At 64.1% G+C, this 16,936-nt stretch carries 16 protein-coding genes; 10 read left to right on the top strand and 6 right to left on the bottom strand.

All coding sequences use genetic code 11. From position 1 onward, the window contains the following. The first annotated feature begins 10 nt into the window (after positions 1–10). The 4 genes from AC6CR5_RS08265 (at position 11) to fhuE (ending at position 4,656) form a co-directional block, all read left to right on the top strand. Positions 11–373 (top strand): hypothetical protein, encoded by a 363-nt coding sequence (locus tag AC6CR5_RS08265; RefSeq protein WP_498085483.1) that lies wholly within the window; start codon positions 11–13, stop codon positions 371–373. Between the two features lie 487 nt (positions 374–860). Further along, entirely contained in the window at positions 861–1,223 is a 363-nt protein-coding gene (locus tag AC6CR5_RS08260) for a hypothetical protein (RefSeq protein WP_498085482.1), read from the top strand. Between the two features lie 562 nt (positions 1,224–1,785). Next, entirely contained in the window at positions 1,786–2,148 is a 363-nt protein-coding gene (locus AC6CR5_RS08255) for a hypothetical protein (RefSeq protein WP_498085481.1), read from the top strand. Positions 2,149–2,460: 312 nt separating this feature from the next. Continuing rightward, a complete protein-coding gene (gene fhuE, locus AC6CR5_RS08250; protein ID WP_498085480.1) occupies positions 2,461–4,656 on the top strand; it encodes a ferric-rhodotorulic acid/ferric-coprogen receptor FhuE in 2,196 nt (731 codons plus the stop codon). Positions 4,657–4,740: 84 nt separating this feature from the next. Here fhuE and AC6CR5_RS08245 read toward each other — a convergent pair whose 3' ends face one another. The 4 genes from AC6CR5_RS08245 to AC6CR5_RS08230 all read right to left on the bottom strand — a co-directional run bounded on the left by AC6CR5_RS08245 (position 4,741) and on the right by AC6CR5_RS08230 (position 7,783). Beyond that, complete coding sequence (locus AC6CR5_RS08245) at positions 4,741–5,343, bottom strand: hypothetical protein (RefSeq protein WP_054447826.1); 603 nt, start codon at positions 5,341–5,343, stop codon at positions 4,741–4,743. 57 nt (positions 5,344–5,400) lie between these two features. Beyond that, positions 5,401–5,844, bottom strand: coding sequence for a DUF695 domain-containing protein (locus AC6CR5_RS08240; protein ID WP_049053443.1), 444 nt, complete (start codon positions 5,842–5,844; stop codon positions 5,401–5,403). 170 nt (positions 5,845–6,014) lie between these two features. Continuing rightward, positions 6,015–6,878, bottom strand: coding sequence for a prephenate dehydratase (locus AC6CR5_RS08235; RefSeq protein ID WP_437257554.1), 864 nt, complete (start codon positions 6,876–6,878; stop codon positions 6,015–6,017). Positions 6,879–6,901: 23 nt separating this feature from the next. Then, entirely contained in the window at positions 6,902–7,783 is an 882-nt protein-coding gene (locus AC6CR5_RS08230; protein ID WP_498085479.1) for a LysR family transcriptional regulator, read from the bottom strand. An 85-nt stretch (positions 7,784–7,868) separates the two neighbouring features. On the opposite strand from AC6CR5_RS08230, the gene AC6CR5_RS08225 reads away from it, so the two are divergent. The 5 genes from AC6CR5_RS08225 (at position 7,869) to AC6CR5_RS08205 (ending at position 12,666) form a co-directional block, all read left to right on the top strand. Next, positions 7,869–8,714: an HpcH/HpaI aldolase/citrate lyase family protein gene (locus AC6CR5_RS08225; protein ID WP_498085478.1), complete on the top strand. Its 846-nt coding sequence runs from the start codon at positions 7,869–7,871 to the stop codon at positions 8,712–8,714. Positions 8,715–8,748: 34 nt separating this feature from the next. After that, on the top strand, positions 8,749–10,041 hold the full coding sequence (locus AC6CR5_RS08220) for a CaiB/BaiF CoA transferase family protein (protein ID WP_498085477.1): 1,293 nt from the start codon (positions 8,749–8,751) through the stop codon (positions 10,039–10,041). Between the two features lie 51 nt (positions 10,042–10,092). Beyond that, positions 10,093–11,091 carry a cyclase family protein gene (locus AC6CR5_RS08215; RefSeq protein WP_498085476.1) on the top strand — a complete coding sequence of 333 codons (999 nt, stop codon included), beginning with the start codon at positions 10,093–10,095 and terminating at the stop codon, positions 11,089–11,091. Positions 11,092–11,161: 70 nt separating this feature from the next. Then, positions 11,162–12,148 carry a tripartite tricarboxylate transporter substrate binding protein gene (locus AC6CR5_RS08210; protein ID WP_498085475.1) on the top strand — a complete coding sequence of 329 codons (987 nt, stop codon included), beginning with the start codon at positions 11,162–11,164 and terminating at the stop codon, positions 12,146–12,148. 65 nt (positions 12,149–12,213) lie between these two features. Continuing rightward, on the top strand, positions 12,214–12,666 hold the full coding sequence (locus AC6CR5_RS08205; RefSeq protein WP_054514979.1) for a carboxymuconolactone decarboxylase family protein: 453 nt from the start codon (positions 12,214–12,216) through the stop codon (positions 12,664–12,666). 715 nt (positions 12,667–13,381) lie between these two features. Here AC6CR5_RS08205 and AC6CR5_RS08200 read toward each other — a convergent pair. Then, positions 13,382–13,810: a VOC family protein gene (locus AC6CR5_RS08200; RefSeq protein ID WP_054445084.1), complete on the bottom strand. Its 429-nt coding sequence runs from the start codon at positions 13,808–13,810 to the stop codon at positions 13,382–13,384. A gap of 147 nt (positions 13,811–13,957) precedes the next feature. Here AC6CR5_RS08200 and AC6CR5_RS08195 point away from each other — a divergent pair, with 147 nt between their 5' ends. Further along, positions 13,958–15,871: a B12-binding domain-containing radical SAM protein gene (locus AC6CR5_RS08195; RefSeq protein ID WP_498085474.1), complete on the top strand. Its 1,914-nt coding sequence runs from the start codon at positions 13,958–13,960 to the stop codon at positions 15,869–15,871. On the opposite strand, the gene AC6CR5_RS08190 is transcribed toward AC6CR5_RS08195, so the two are convergent. Continuing rightward, complete coding sequence (locus AC6CR5_RS08190) at positions 15,807–16,850, bottom strand: helix-turn-helix transcriptional regulator (protein WP_498085473.1); 1,044 nt, start codon at positions 16,848–16,850, stop codon at positions 15,807–15,809. The two genes, AC6CR5_RS08195 and AC6CR5_RS08190, sit on opposite strands and share 65 nt — an antisense overlap. Positions 16,851–16,936: the final 86 nt, after the last annotated feature.

Genomic DNA, 16,936 nt, shown 5'->3' with positions numbered 1-16,936 from the left:
AGATTTGCCTATGGCCTTCAAAGATAATTGGCCCTTGCATCTTACTGCTGTATTTGCCGGAGATGGGCTCGACGATAAGCTGGCGCAGGATTTCTGGTCGGAAGAATTGTTCAACTATAAATCCATGGTTCGACACCATTGGTTGAAACTGGTTTGGGTTTATTGTGTAAGTGCTTTGGTTCAAATTACGCTTCCAGTATCAGTTGTGACGATACCGATTGCGCTTTATAAAAATGACGGCTTCGATTGGGGGTGGACATTAATGGTTCTTGGTATAGCAACGGTGGCTGCTTGGCTATTCGCCGTTATTGTTGCCATTGCAACATGGGTTGATCTTAACCGTGATGCGAGAAAAGAATTGGACGCGCAGTGACGCATTCGCCATAAGGCGATTTCAAGCTTTTACCCGCGCGCCAAAGTAGCCACTCCCGAACAGAATGGCGACTCGGTGAAGGCCCTGAGTCAGAACTTGGCCGCCGGTGTGGTCGACGTGCACATCCACCAAATCGTGGCGCATCGTAGAACAACGTGGCGTTCGACTCAATGGTGGAGCTTCTACCAGTACCGAGCTCTAAAAAAAGGATGCCACGCCTGCGGGGTTAGCGGCCGCATTCACGGGCGGCGCCATAGGAGGCGGGCTTGTCAAACAGGGATTGAATTATTTTGCTCAATAGCCTAATACGGCGATTCCGTTGACCGGGTCCAACCTCTTGACGCAATTTACTGAGGCGGCGTATGGGTTTGGAACAGTCAATTGGGCCAATACATTTGGCCTTACCCGTACCGGTCAGTCTTGGTGGACGCGGCCGATATATTCTTCCGTTAAGGGGGTTGATAAATGATCGATGGGAGAATCTTCTATGGCTTTCAAGGATAATTGGCCCCTGCACCTCACCGCTGCGTTGACCGGGAATGGGGCCAGTGATCAACTGGCACAGGATTTTTGGTCGGAAGAATTGTTCAACTATAAGTCCATGGTTAGATTTCATTTGCTGAAACTGGTTTGGGTTTATTTGCTTTGCTCATTGACTCAAGTTGCGCTGCCTGGGCTAATTTTTTTGATACCGGTCACGTTTTATCAAAATGGTGGTTCTGATTGGACTTGGACTTTAATAGCAATTAGTTTCGGAGCGGTGGGTAATTGGTTATTCCTTGTTCTTGTTGCCATTGCAAGATGGGCCGATCTTAAGCGTAAGGCAAGAAAGGAATTGAACGCGCAGTGACGCATTCTCCATAAGGCGATTTCAAGCTTGTACCCGCGCGCCAAAGTAGCCATTCCCCGAACAGAATGGCGACTCAGTGAAGGCCTTGAGTCAGAACTTGGCCGTAGATTTGCTCGACGTACATATCCGCCAAGTTACTTAGGGATGCCAACTTGCGCGCCAGCGCCAAATAATCGCCAGGTTGCTGAACCCATTCGTCGTTGCGGATTTGTGTTCGTGGCGCATCGTAGAACAACGTGGCGTTCGACTCAATGGTTGAGCTTCTACCGGTACCGAGCTCTAAAAAAGGATGCCACGCCTGCGGGGTTAGCGGTCGCATTCGCGGGCGGCGCCATAGGAGGCGGGCTTGTCAAACAGGGATTGAATTATTTTGCTCAATTGCCCAATACAGCGATTCCGTTGACCGGGTCCAACCTCATGACGCAATTTACAGGGGCGGCGTATGGGTTCGGGGCAGCCAACTGGGCCAATATATTTGGCATCACCAAGACTGGCCGGTCTTGGTGGACACAGCCAGTAAATTCACCCATCAACCGAGCTACTAAATTATCTTCAGGGGGGCATGGCGTTCAAGAATAACGGGCCTTTACATATCACTGCTTCATTGACTGGGGAGATGTTCAGCGATGAGTTGGCGCAGGATTTCTGGGCAGAGGATTTGCTTAATCCGAATTCTATGGTTCGGTGGCATTGGTTGAAACTGGTTTGGGTCTATTGTGTAAGTGCGTTATTTCAACTTACATTATTTTTATTAATATTTGTAATGCCGATCGCACTTTATCGAAGTGGTGGCTCCGATTGGGCTGGGCGGCTAATATTAATTGGTGCGGGGACAGTGTTTTGTTGGTTGTTGTCCTTTATTAATGCCACTGCGACTTGGATTGGTCTTAAGCGTCGTGCGAAAAAAGAAACGGAATCTCGGTGAGCGCTCGCCACGAGGGGTTCCCACCGGAGGTTGGTTTTGAGAAATGGCTGAAAACGGCAACATCGGCGGAGCTGTACGTCAATGGGTATCAAACCATGGAGCAATATCCATCCTGCCAAAGATCTTCGTAGTGCCCAAGCGATCGCCCTTCGGCGGCCGCGCGCCTGATGGGGAATTGGCGCGTGCCGGGAACATCGGGGGGCGCCAAATCGGGGCAATCCCTATTGTGCATATCAGCAACACAAATGCACATGATAAGAGTTCGCATTACACTTCCTTGCCAATCGTTCACCAACCCTGCAAGGAAGCGTCATGCAAGACCCGCGGCCCGCCAGCCTGATTTTCCCCATTCGTCCACGCCTCGCCCTGCGGCGCAGCACCAGCCTGGTGCTGATGGCGCTGGCCAGCGGCACAGCGCTGGCGCAGGAGTCGGGCGTCGCCACCTTGCCCGCCGTGCAGGTCCAGGCCGACGGCGATCCCACCACCACCGAGGGCACGGGCTCCTACACCCCACGCGCCACGGCGGCCAGCACCGGTCTGCCGCTGACGCTGCGCGAAACCCCGCAATCGGTCACCGTCGTCACGCGCCAGCGCATCGAAGACCAGGACATGCGCTCGCTGACCGACATCCTGGGCAACACGCCCGGCATCTCGGTGCAGAACTACGACAGCGAACGCTACACCTTCAGCTCGCGCGGCTTCGCCATCAGCAATTATCTGTACGACGGCGTGCCCACCAGCTTCGAAACCGGCTATTCGGCGGGCGAATCATCCATCGACCCCATCATCTACGATCGCGTCGAAGTCGTGCGTGGCGCAACGGGCCTGCTGACCGGCACCGGCAACCCGTCCGCGTCCGTCAACCTGGTGCGCAAGCACGCCACCAGCCGCGAATTCACCGCCGACCTGAGCGTCAGCGCCGGCACCTGGGACACCTACCGCGCCACCGCCGACCTGTCCTCGCCGCTGAACGCCAGCGGCAGCGTGCGCGGCCGCATCGTCTCGGCCTACCAGGACAACCACTCGTACCTGGATGGCTACCAGAACCGCAAGAAGGTCTTCTATGGCGTGGTGGACGCCGACCTGACCGCCCGCACCACCTTGAGCGTCGGCTTCAACTATCAGGACAACGACCCGCAACGCAGCAGTTGGGGCGGTTTCCCGCTGTGGTACGCCGACGGCGGCCGCACCGACTGGAAACGCTCGCTCAACACCGGCGCCGACTGGACCAAGTGGGCCAGCACCACCGAAGGCGCCTTTGCCAGCCTGGAGCACCGCTTCGACAACGGCTGGCGCGTGCAGGCCGTCGGTTCGCACTCCAAGCACGAAATGGACGGCAAGCTGCTCTACCTGACCGGCTGGCCCGACCGCGTCACCGGCCTGGGCATGGGCGCCTCGGCCCAGCGCTACTACGGCGACCGCAAGCAGAACAGCCTGGACCTCAAGGCTTCCGGCCCATTCTCATTGTTCGGCCGCCAGCACGAAGCGGTGGTCGGCGCCAGCTTCACCCGCCAATACGCCGATTTCCGCAACCGTGGCGCGGTCTCGCCGGCGCCCATCGGCAATTTCCTGGACTGGGACGGCTCGTATCCCGAACCGCAGTGGAGCGACACCTCCACCCTGGCCAGCCGCTACACCACCAAGCAGGCCGGTTGGTACGGCGCGCTGCGCTTCAGCCTGGCCGACCCGCTGAAGCTGATCGTCGGCGGCCGCTACAGCACGTGGAAGACGGATGCGGTAGGGTGGGGCGGCAGCAGCCGGCAGGCGTTCGACAAGGACGCCTTCGTGCCGTACGCCGGCCTGCTGTACGACATCAACGAGAACTACACGGCGTACGTCAGCTATACCGGGATCTTCAATCCGCAGGACAAGCAGGACCGCAACGGCAACTGGCTCGATCCGCTGGAGGGCAAGGCCTACGAGGCCGGCATCAAGGGTGAATTCCTCGAAGGCCGCCTGAATGCCTCGGCGGCGGTATTCCAGATCAACCAGGACAATCTGGCGCAGGACGATGTCGGCTATCTGGTGCCCGGCACGCTCAACCAGGCCTCGCGCGCCGCTAATGGCACGCGCAGCCGGGGCTTCGACCTGGAAGTGTCGGGGGAAGTCTCGCCCGGCTGGAACGTGGCGGCGGGATGGTCGCACTGGACCGCGCGCGATGGCGACGGCAGCCCCATCCAGACCGACCAGCCGCGCAGCCTGGTGCGCTTGTTCACCACCTACCGATTGCCGGGCGACTGGAACCGGTTGACGGTGGGCGGCGGCGTCAACTGGCAGAGCCACGTCTACATGATCGCCAACGGTCCCAATGGCGAGGAGCGCGTGGGGCAGGGCAGCTATGCGCTGGTCAACCTGATGGCGCGCTACCGGTTCGACAAGAGCCTGTCGGCGCAGCTGAACGTCAACAACCTGATGGACCGCAAGTACTACTCGCAGATCGGCTTCTACAGCCAGGGCGCGTGGGCGGCGGGGCGCAGCGCGATGTTGACGATGCGGTATCAGTATTGAGCGCGAGCCCGGCCGGTTCGGCCGGGCTGACTCATCGTCCTGGAGACGGCGCCCGTCATGCCTATCGCGGGCGCCGGGCCAGCGTCAGAAGCTCGGCTTGCGGCTGTTCGACTGGTTGATGAACTCGATCCGCGCGTTGGTCCAGGCCGGGTCATACAACTGCACGCTGACGCCGCTGTATTTCAGCACCGCTTGCGTCATGTCGGTCGAGCAACCCATGCCGGGATTGGTGCTGGGTTTCTGGCACCACTCCAGGTTCAACTGGTTGGGAAAGTTCGACTGCTTGCCGTATTTCTGCACCACGGCCTGCGCCATGGCGTCCTTGTTGGCCGGTGTCCACGGCATTTCGTAGCTGACCTGGGACACCGCCAGCGGACGCTGCTTGTCGACCGGCACGCGCGGCTCGAAATGCACCACCAGCCGAACGCCGTCTTTTTCGTAGCTGAAATTCTGCGGCTGCTTGGTATTGGTGACGGGGTTCAGCGTCGGGTAACCCGCCTTGATCTGATGCTTGCCCACGCCGAAATTCTTCGCCGCGGCGGCGACCGCTTCGTCGTAGTCCATGCCCGTCTTGACGCCGGCGATGTCGAAACTCCGAGCATCCACCGAGCGCGGCGGCTCGGCGTTCGCGGGGGCGGCAACCACGGCGGTGATGGCGGAGATCAGGAGTGCGGCTTTGAACTTCAAAATAATATCCTCTGCAAGTGGCGACCGGCCTGATCGATGGCGCGGCCGGTGGGCCTTTCAGTGAAGCTGGTCGGAGCCTTCCGGCTGTAGTCCCGCTAGGCCATTCCAATCGGGATCCTTGTACGTGCCCAGTCGGATGGGATAGACCGGATGCCCCGCCAGGCAGGCATTGAACGCATCCAGGAACGCTTCGACGTCGTGCGTGTAGAAACGCCATTCCTTCTGGTGATTGCCGGTCAGGCAGGCCACCTGCACCCCGATGTCGGAGTCGTCGAAAGCCTGTTCGATGGCTTCTTCGAAGCGGTTGGTGCTTTGCTTGTCTTCTTCATTGGGCATGCCGTTTTCGATGCCCGTGTACGGCCAGGAAATGATGACCAGGTTCTCATTGACCTGGCGTGTGGGCGCCGGCGGCAGGCCGGTGCGCAAGCGGACCACGACCAACAGATCGTTGATGCGGGCTTCGCCCACGGACCAGAGGTCGCCTGGAAAAATACGGCTCATTGAATGGGATCCTGGGTTGCTGGCCGGGCCCGCGGGCCCGGCGCTTCTTATTGCCCGGCAACGTTGCGCGCGCGCGCTGCCGAGGGAAGGTCCGCATTATCAAGGGCGGATTTGCGTATGTCCCCAATAAAGTGCAACCGGATCTTTCGCCAGATCGGCGAGCGCGGGGATCACTGGCGGGGATAAGAGCCCAGCAGCCGTATCTCCGGATGGGCCGCCAGCATGGACGCCAGCGGCTCCTGCCGGGCGTGGCCGGCCACCTCGACCACGTAGCGATGCGTGTCCAGCGTCTTCTTGCTGGGCCGCTCGTAGATCGTCAGCACCGGCACCTTGGCATCGACCAGCGCCGCCAGCGTGTCGTTGAACCTGTCGTCGGATGTGTCGACCAGCAGCGAGGTCTTGTCGCGCCCGGTCGGCGCCGGCATCGCGCGGCCCAGCACCCACCAGCGGGTCACGTTGTGCGGCCCTTGCTCAATGCCATCCACCAGCGATACCAGCGAATAGACCGACGCGCCCACCTTGGGGCCGAACGACGCCTTGTCATGGCCCGGGCTGTCGGCCACCGTCTTGGCGGCGGCGCCGCCGCTGGCGGCCTCGGTGCGCTTGACCTTGGGCATCTCGCGGTCGACCCACGGCTTGACCTCTTCGAACGCCACCGGGTGCGCCAGCACTTCCTTGACGTCCGCCAGTTTGGTGCCCGGCTTGGCCAGCAGGCTGTAGCCGAGCATCTTCGGATACTCGGCCACGATCATCACGTCCGGCAGGTCCAGCACGGCATCCAGGTACGGCGTCACGCCCACTACCGACGTCGTGACGGGCACGCAGGCGCGTTCGATCTTGCCGGACTGGTAGCCCTTGAACAGGTCGTCGCGCGTCAGCGGCACCAGGTCAGCGGGGCCGAACAGATCCAGGCAGGCCTGGTGCGTCCACGAACCCGCCGGCCCCAGGTAGCCGATCTGGCCGGCCGCGCTGGCGGCCAGCGGCAGCGCGAACATCGAGCAGCCGACGAGCGTCGACAGAATGGTCTTCTTCATGCTTTCCCCTTGTAGAGCGCGGGTCAGGCGCCCGCGTTGGCATACTCTACAACGGCAATGTCGCGAAAGGCGCGGATCAGCGCCAGCCTTGGCGACCCGCGCGACCAGATCAGGCCGAAGCGGCGCGGCTCGCAGGGCTCGGGCAGCGGCAGGGCCAGCAGGCCGAGCCGTTCGATCGCGCCGTTGGTGGAGCGCGGCAGGATCGCCACCCCCAGGTCGCGGCTGACCATCACCGCGATGGATTCGATGGCGTTCAGCTCGAAGCGCTCGCGCGGCGTGATGCCGACGCGCCGCAGGTAATCGTCGATGTGCTGGCCGCCCCAGTCGCTGCGCTGGTAGCGGATGAAGGGCTCGGCCGTCAGCAGGATGTGCGGGTGCCGACCGGCATGGCGCGGCGCCGCCGCCAGCACGTAGGGTTCTTCGCGCAGCAACTGCCAGCCCAGGCTCTTGGACAGCGGGTAGGGCGCTTGCAGCGCGATGGCGGCGTCCAGTTCGCCGCTTTCGATGGCGGGGTAGAAGCGCGCCGAATGGCCCGGCTGGATCTCGACGTTGATGAGCGGATGGCGCCGCACCAGGTGTTCCAGGATGGTCGGCACCATCGAATTGAGCGCCGTATTGCCGGCCCCGAGCCGCAGCTCGCCCATCATCTCGTCGGAACGGGCCAGATAGCGGATCTTCTCGATCCGTTCCAGCACCTCGCGCATCGGCCCGATCAGTTCGGTGGCCTTGGCGGTCAGGTGCACGGTGCGGCCGGCGCGCGCCACCAGCGCCACGCCCAGCTCCTGTTCCAGCTTGCGGATCTGCTGCGCCACGGCGCCGTGGGTCAGCCCCAGGCGGCGGGCGGCTTCGGCCATGGAGCCATGGCGCGCCACGGCGGCCAGCGTGTGCAGGAAGTCGGTGTTCATGATGATAGATATTCTATCGTCTTATCGTAATTTGGCTGTCCCCGATCGCACGTCTCCAGCGCCACAATGCGGCCAGGAGACATCAATGAGAAGCAAGCTTTTCGTTCCCGCCTCGCGCCCGGAACTGTTCGACAAGGCCCTGGCCAGCGCGGCCGATGCGCTGTCCTTCGACCTGGAGGACGCGGTCGCGCCGACCCGCAAGCAGGAAGCCCGCGCCGCCTTGGCGGCCTGGCTGACTGCGCCCGCGTTCGCCGCCGCCCGTGAACAACATCCCAAGAAAATTATCGTCCGCGTCAACGCCGCCGACACGCCCGACTTTGCCGCCGACCTGGCCGCGCTGCGCGGCCTGCCCATCGACGTGCTGAACCTGCCCAAGGTCGAAAGCGCCGCCGCGCTGCGCGCCGCGATCGACGAGGCCATGGACGCCGGCTTCGCCGGTGAATTCCTGGTCACCATCGAAACCCCGCGGGCGCTGGCCGACGCCGCGCAACTGGCGGCGGCCCATCCATGCGTCGCCGGTCTGCAACTGGGCCTGGCCGACCTGTTCGAGCCGCTCGGCATCGAGCGCTACCAGCCCGACACGCTGCGCGCGGTGATGCTGTCCCTGCGCCTGGCCGCCGGCTGCGCCGGCAAGTACGCCATGGACGCGGCCTATGCCCGCGTGCGCGATGCCGAGGGCTTTCGGGCCGAGGCGCAACTGGCGCGCTCGCTCGGGTTCCTGGGCAAGTCCTGCGTGCATCCCAGCCAGATCGCCATCGCCAACGAAGTGTTCGGCTTCAGCGCGGACGAGATCGCCCAGGCCGAGCGCATCGTGTCCGCCAGCCGCGAGCATGACGGCGTCGGCGCCTTCGTGCTCGACGGCAAGATGATCGACGCCCCCTTCGTGCGGCGCGCCCAGGACGTGCTGCTGGCCGCCGGCCGCGCCGCCTGACGCGGCCGCGCTACCGATTTTGAGTGAATCCGCAATGCAACAAGCATCCCCCGCCGACCTGCCGCTGGCCGGCATCAAGGTCCTGGACCTGAGCGCTTACATCGCCGGCCCCTATGGCTGCGCCCTCTTGGGCGACATGGGCGCCGACGTCATCAAGGTCGAGCCACCCGAAGGCGACAACCTGCGCAAGTACCCGTCGACGCTGGCCAGCGAAAGCCGCGCCTTCCTGGGCATCAACCGCAACAAGCGCGGCCTGTGCCTGAACCTGAAGGAAGCCGCCGGCCACGAGATCCTGCTGCGCCTGGTGCGCCAGGCCGACGTGCTGGTCCACAACTTCCGGCCCGGCGTGCCCGAACGCCTGCGCATCGACTTCGCCACGCTGTCGGCGGTCAACCCGCGCCTGGTCTATTGCGCCATGACCGGCTATGGCGCGGTCGGCCCCATGGCGCGCCACGCCGGCTACGACCAGGTGCTGCAATCGATGACCGGCATGTGCGCCGCCCAGGCCAAGGCCGACGGTCCGCCCGAAGTGCTGTACGGTTCCGTGGTCGATTACTACGGCGCCGCCTTGATCTCCAACAGCGTGGCGGCGGCCCTCTACCGCCGCGAGAAGACCGGCCGTGGCCAGGCGATCGAGGTCTCGCTGCTGGGCAGCGCGCTGGCGATGCAGTCGGCCCGCCTGGTGTGGGCCGACGGCGAACCGCGCCATATCGAACGCGACATGCGCTCGGGCGGCATCACCGGCATCCATCCCACCCGCGACGGCTACCTGTACCTGTCGGCCAACACGCCGCACTTCTGGCGCGCGCTGTGCGGCCACCTGGACCTGCCGGAGCTGGCCGAACACCCTGACTACGACTCCGTCAAGAAACGCGCTGCCCAGGCTGCCGTGCTGGTGCCCCGGGTGCGCCAGGCGCTGGCGCGCGCTTCGGCCCGCGAATGGGCCGAGCGCTTTGGCCAGAGCGTGCCTTGCGCCGAAGTGCGCCCGGTCGAGGACATGTTCGATCATCCCCAGGTCGAGGCCATGGGGCTCATGCGGCCGTACCACAACCCGCAGGCCGGCGACTACCTGGGCCTGGCGCAATGGGCCCACTTCGGCGGCGCCGCGCCAGCGCCTGCCGATGAGTCGGGGGAGGGGCGCGGCGAATCTGGAGCAGGGCGCGGTGGGTCCGAGGCAGCGCGCGACGAGTCCCGGGCAGGGCGCAGCGAGTCCCGAGCAGGGCGCGGCGCGCCCGGTCTGGGCGAACACAGCGAAAAAATTCTGTCCATCCTGGGATACACCGCGTCCGAAATTGCCCAATTACGGCAATCCTCGGTGGTGCAATAGCCGCCACAACGATCATAAGACTCGTCCGAGACAGAACGAGGAGACAAAAAAATGCTTCCACGCTACCAGCAGCGTCCCGACGGCTCCAACTGGGGCGACTTCGGCGACGACGACCAGCTCGGCACCCTGAACCACCTGGACCGCCAGGCGCGCCTGGCCGCCGTCGCGGAAATCCGCGAAGGCCTGTCGTTTTCCCTGAGCCTGCCGCTGACGGTGCCGCGCGCGCCCGTGCTCAACCCACGGCGCAAGGGCCCCGTGATCCAGCCCGCCGAAAAGAACGGCGTGCCGGTGTACCGCTATCCGCTGGCGCGCGACGTGCCGGGCGCCACCGACGTCGTCAGCGACGACCGCGTCACGCTGTCGCCGCAGTACTCCACCCAATGGGACGCCCTGGGCCACGTCGGCGCGATGTATGACGCCCACGGCACCGGCCAGCCGCAGCCGACCGGCTACAACGGTTTTACCGTCAGCGAACCGCGCGTCGACGGCTTCACCGGCACCCAGGACTTGTCCATCGCGCCCATGGCGCGGCACGGCATCCAGGGGCGCGGCGTCATGGTCGACCTGCGCGCCCGCTTCGGCGACGCGCATCGCAAGGTCTCGTACCAGGACCTGATGGACGTGATGCACGCCGACGGCGTGCAGGTGCGCGCCGGCGACATCCTGTGCCTGCATACCGGCCTGGCCGACCTCGCGCTCACGCTGGGCGATGACGAGCAGGACCGGCTCAAGACCAGTTGCTGCGTGCTGGACGGCGCCGACGCGCAATTGCTGGCCTGGATCAAGGACAGCCGCATTGCCGCCATCGCCGCCGACAACCACGCGGTGGAATTGCGCAACCATCACCTGGAGAGCGGCAGCGGGCCGCTCCTGCCGCTGCACGAACAATGCCTGTTCAAGCTGGGTTTGCCGCTGGGCGAACTCTGGCACCTGACCCCGCTGGCGCACTGGTTGCGCCAGCACGACCGCCACGCCTTCTTCCTGACCGCCGCACCGATGTACGTGCCCGGCCTGGTGGGCGCGCCGGTCAACCCCATCGCGACCGTCTGACCTCGGACGGACCGCGCCACGATCCTTGATCGATTCAACATCCCCTGCAGGGGAGACGTGAGGAGCACACATGAAGAAAACCCGTCACGCGGCCCTGGCCGCACTGCGCCCCGTGGCCGCCGCATTGGCCCTGGCCGGCACCCTGGGCGCGGCCCACGCCGCCGGCTACCCCGACCAGCCCATCACCGTGGTGGTGCCGTACTCGGCCGGCGGCGGCGCCGACAACGCCGCCCGCATCATCGCGCAAGGCATGGGTGAAGTCGCCGGCCAGAGCGTCGTCATCGAAAACAAGGGCGGCGCCAGCGGCTCCATCGGCGCCGCCTACGTGGCCCGCGCCAAGCCCGACGGCTACACCGTGCTGTACGACGCCTCCGCGTTCTCCATCAACCCCGTGCTGCGCAAGCTGCCCTACGACGCCAAGAAGGACTTCATTCCCGTCTCGCAGGCCGTCAGCGTGCCCAACATCCTGGTCGCCGCAACCGGCTCGGCCTTCAACAGCCTGCCCGACTTCATCAAGGCCGCGCGCGCCAACCCCGGCCGCTATACCTTCGCCTCGTACGGCCCCGGCAGCCTGGCGCAGATGGCCGCCGAACTGCTCAAGAAGGATGCCAAGATCGACGTCGTGCACGTGCCGTACAAGGGCGGCGCGCCCGCCATCGTCGACGTCATGGGCGGGCAGGTCGATGTGTACTTCGCCAACGCCGCGTCCAGCCTGAACTACGTCAGCACCGGCAAGCTGAAAGCGCTGGCCGTCTCGTCGGCCGCGCGCATGCCCGACCTGCCGAACGTGCCCACCGTCAGCGAAGGCGGCGTCAATGCCTTCGACGTCGTCGAATGGAACGGCTTCTTCCTGCCGGCCGGCACCGATCCGCAGGTCGTCGCCAAGCTGCAGGACCTGGTGCAGAAGGCGCTGGCCCGCCCCGAAACCCGCGACAAGCTCGCCAAGCTCGGCCTGACCCCGGTCGGCAGCAGCGCCGCGGACTTCGCCAAGTTCGTCGACGCCGAACAGGTCCGCTGGGCCGAGGTCGTGAAAACCAATAACATCACCGTGAACTGATCGGAAGGGGCGGGCAGCGCCGTTGCCCGCCCCGCCGACGCAAGCACCCAAGGGGAGATGCCGCAATGAGCCGGGAAGACGATTTCGAGCGCGGCCTGGCCAACCGCCGCGCCGTACTGGGAGAAGAATGGGTGCAGCGCTCGCTGGACCGCGCCACCACCTTCACCGCCGACTACCAGAACCTGATCACCCGCTACGCCTGGCACGACATCTGGAGCCGCCCGGGCCTGCCGCACAAGGCGCGGCGGATGATGGTGCTGGCGGTGACCTTGTCTTTAGGGCGGTGGGAGGAATTCGAACTGCACGTGCGCGCCGCGCTGACGGCGAAGGACGACTCGCGGCTGAGTCCGGATGAACTGAAGGAAGTGCTGCTACAGAACGCGATCTACGCGGGCGTGCCGGCGGCCAATACCGCGTTCAATCTGGCGCAGGGGATTCTGCGCGAGGTGGCGGGGGAGATTGGGTATGTGTTGGAGCCGGCGGATGCGCGGGGGGCGGATTTGTTTGGCGGCGGTTAGGCGGTCTGGGGGGCGTTTCTGTCGGCGGTCGCCTGCGGGCTCCCTAGTGCATCCTACCCCGGCCCAATTCGTGCGCAACTAGAAAATTGTCTTTCCGGTCCTATAGTCAAGCCTATATGCGGAACTATTGAAGTCCACGGCCTCGATATAGTCAGGCAACAGGCGGAAGTCCCCTGTAAATATGTCCGCTCCAGATACTCGCCACATCAGATCTCCGTCGGTTGAAATTCGAGAAATCTCCAGCTCGCCATGAGAGATCAATGCAGACCGGTGGCTATTCCAGTGGATGCCAAAGCATGTCGCCGCATCGGCTCGGACTGACCACAGCAATCGATGTGGTCGATCCAATGACAGGCACACAACATGGTTACCGACTGCCAAATGAAGCTTGTCGTCAATCATCAGGGCCGAATGCTGGTGGACCGTTGAGCATCCTCCACCCGCGCCAACGACCATTATGCGTTGATGGTTCAGATCAATGCCGTGGATGGAGCTCGGCAACCCGTTCGCAAGACATATTTCTAGCGAGTAACGATGCGGGTTGTCCTGTGAATCGAATGAATACAATGGCTCATCGATAATGTGGAGTGGACCGTAGCGAGTCGTCATCGTAATGGTCATTTGGTCGTCTACCTGTTCTCGCCGTCGGGCTTTGATTCGTATTGTTTCACTGAATTTTCCATGGGCACCTTCATGAATTCATAACTCGAATCGCTCAATACCGAATTACCACCGACTCCGCCGTCCGCACCGCCGAATCCCGGCAGACCGCCTCGATATTGTTCCCATCCGGATCAAGCACGAACGCCGCGTAATACCCCTTGTGGTACGCCCGTTCCCCCGGCGCGCCATTGTCCCGCCCGCCATGGGCCATCGCGGCCTGGTAGAACGCATCCACCATGTCCCGGTCCCGCGCCTGGAACGCCAGATGCAACCGCCCGGTCAGTTGCCCCTGCACCTCATCGCTATCCGGCGTGGAAATGAACAACTCATCCGCCCAGAAATTCCTGTCATCGGACCCGCCGATCGGAATTCGCAGCGCTTCGAACACGGCGGTATAGAACTTCTTGCTGGCGGGCAGATCACGCACCACCAACCCGATGTGATCAATCAAACGGCCCTTGTGTCGTTCTCGATTCAGCACGAAACGCTCCTCGTGGTTGAGGGAAAAACAGGGAAATCCGCCGCCCGGGCGCCGTACCCGTATCTCCCGTGCGACGGCGCCCCGAACTCGCCGATAACTATAATCCCCCCTCGATCCCCGCTTTGACGGCATTTCCCGCCGTGTCTCATGTCCGCCACGCCCCTTCGCGTGCTGTCCGTCATCCCGCCGATGACGCAGCTCAATACGCCATACCCGTCCACCGCCTACCTGACCGGCTTCCTGCGCTCCCGCGGCGTCACGGCCACGCAGGAAGACCTGGCGTTGGCGCTGGTCTTGCGCCTGCTGTCGTCCGACGGCCTGCGCGCCGTGGCGGCCAGGGTGGATGCGTTGCCGCTGGACAAGCACACCCCCGCGATCCAGGCCTTCGTCGCCATGCAGCCGCGCTACCTGGCCACCATCGGCCCGGTGATCGCCTTCCTGCAGGGGCGTGACTCGACGCTGGCGCACCGCATCGTCGGCCGCCACTTCCTGCCCGAGGGCCCGCGCTTTGCCTCGCTGGACGTGTACGTCGATGACGAGGGTGGCGACCCGCTGGGCTGGGCCTTCGGCGCCCTGGGCCTGCAGGATCGCGCCAAGCACCTGGCCACGCTGTACCTGAACGACCTGGCCGACGTGCTGCGCGACGCCATCGATCCGCGTTTTGAATTCGTGCGCTACGCCGAATCGCTGGCCGGCAGCCAGCCGACCTTCGACCCGCTGGCCGACGCGCTGGCCGCGCCGCTGAACCTGGTCGACGACACCCTGCGCGACCTGACCCTGGAAGCCCTGGCGCGCCACCAGCCCACCATGGTGCTGCTGTCGGTGCCGTTCCCCGGCGCCGTCTACGCCGCCTTTCGCATCGCCCAGGCGATCAAGGCGCAAGACCCCAGGATCATCACCGTGCTGGGCGGCGGCTTCGTCAACACCGAGCTGCGCGAACTGAAAGACCCGCGCGTCTTCGACTATTTCGACTTCGTCAGCCTCGACGCCGGCGAGCGCCCCTTGCTGGCGCTGATGGAACACGTGCAAGGCAAGCGCTCGCGCCAGCGCCTGGTGCGCACCTTCCTGCGCGACGCCGACAGCGGCGCGGTGCGCTACGTCAACCTGATCGAGTCCGACGTCGCCTTCGCCGAGGTCGGCACGCCCACCTGGGACGGCCTGCCGCTGGACCGCTACCTGTCGCTGCTGGACATGCTCAACCCCATGCACCGCCTGTGGAGCGACGGTCGCTGGAACAAGCTGACCGTGGCGCATGGCTGTTACTGGAAGAAGTGCAGCTTCTGTGATGTCAGCCTGGATTACATCGGCCGCTACGAAGGCGCCTCGGCCACGGTGCTGGCCGACCGCATCGAGGCCATCGTGCAGGAAACCGGCCAGACGGGATTTCACTTCGTCGACGAGGCCGCGCCGCCCAAGTCCCTCAAGGCCCTGGCTACGGAACTGATCGCGCGCAACGCCGGCATCTCGTGGTGGGGCAACATTCGCTTCGAGAAGACCTTCACCCCCGAGCTGTGCGAACTGCTGGCCGACAGCGGCTGCATCGCCGTCTCGGGCGGCCTGGAGGTCGCCTCGGACCGCCTGCTGAACCTGATGAAGAAGGGTGTGTCGGTCGACCAGGTGGCGCGCGTGACCCGCGCCTTCAGCGACGCCGGAGTCCTGGTGCACGCCTACCTGATGTACGGCTTTCCCACGCAGACCGTCCAGGACACGGTCGACGCGCTGGAATACGTGCGCCAGCTATTCGAGAACGGCTGTATCCAGAGCGGGTTCTTCCACCGCTTCGCCTGTACGGTGCATTCACCGGTCGGGCTGAACCCCGAGGAATACGGCGTGACGCTGCGGCCGCTGCCGGACGTGACGTTCGCCAAGAACGACATCGGCTTCGACGACCCGACCGGGGTGGATCACGACGCGCTGGGACGGGCGTTGAAGAAGGCGATCTACAACTACATGCACGGGATCGGGCTGGACGAGGACGTGCGTAGCTGGTTTCCGTTCAAGGTGCCGAAGACGACGGTGGGGCGGCATCGGATTGCGAAGGCGTTGAGCCAGCGGGGGTGAGCGACAGGCCGCGCTTGTATTCCCCCGGCCCCACGCCAAACTCCTTCCGGAACGCCGCCGCGAAGTGGCTGGGATTCGAATACCCCATATCGAACGCCACCTCCATCACCGTCACCTTGCCCGCCCGCAGCTGCCGCTGCGCCTCGCGCATCCTCGTCTGCTGGAACAAGCCGTAGACGCTGTGCCCGAACAATTCGCGGAATCCTCGCTTGATGCGCATGGCGCTCAAGCCCGTCTGCGCGGCTATCTGCGCTAGCGTGGGCGGATGGGCGAGGTCGGCCAGCAGATAGTCGCGCGCCGCCATCAGGCGTTGCCGTTGCGGCGTGGCGGCATTGGCCCGGCTCAGGTCCGCGTGGCCGGCCTCGAGAAACAGGCCCGTGAGCATCATGGCCTGCGCTTCGCGGATCAGCCGCGCGCCGGGCGTGTCGCAGACGGGCGTGCGCAGATGCTTCAACTCGCGGCTGATGGCCAGCGCTGCTTGATGCAGCTTTTCGCCGCGATAGCCGGTGCGAAAGCAACTGCCGGAGTCCAGTGAGCGCCGCAGCGGCGCGTCCTCTTCGTCCTCGATCCACGTGCGCAGCACGTCCGGCCGCAGCGCAACGGTCAGGCTCTCGCACACCCCATGTTGGGCAAAGTGTCCACGGCGATCTGGCGTGTAGTACAAGCAGCCCGACGTTTCCCTGATGGCCTCGCCCTGTCCGGCGACGCCGCCTTCCAGCCAGCAATCGGTCTCGCCGCGCAATTGGTACGACAGCAATACGCGGTTGCCGTCGTCACGCGTGTGCACGGTGAACGGCTGCTCGAATGCGCTTTGCCAATGGCAAAGCTCGATGCCCTCCGCCACTTCCGCGTACACCAACCGATGTCGTTGTCCTGACAGGTAGTGCGCCAGGAAGTCCGTGTCGAACATCGAGGACGTGGGCACATCGGGCAGGGAGGAAATGGCGCCGTGGCGCGGCGCGTCGGGATGGGTCTTCATGAAGCGATGTCGGGGGACCCGTTTCGGGGGTGACGACCCGATCCGGGTAGTTAAAGGAATGAGACGCAATATTAAATGGAGCGGCT

The organism is Achromobacter sp. EG18 (genome assembly GCF_059759395.1).
This window is presented reverse-complemented; position numbering and strand designations above follow the sequence as displayed.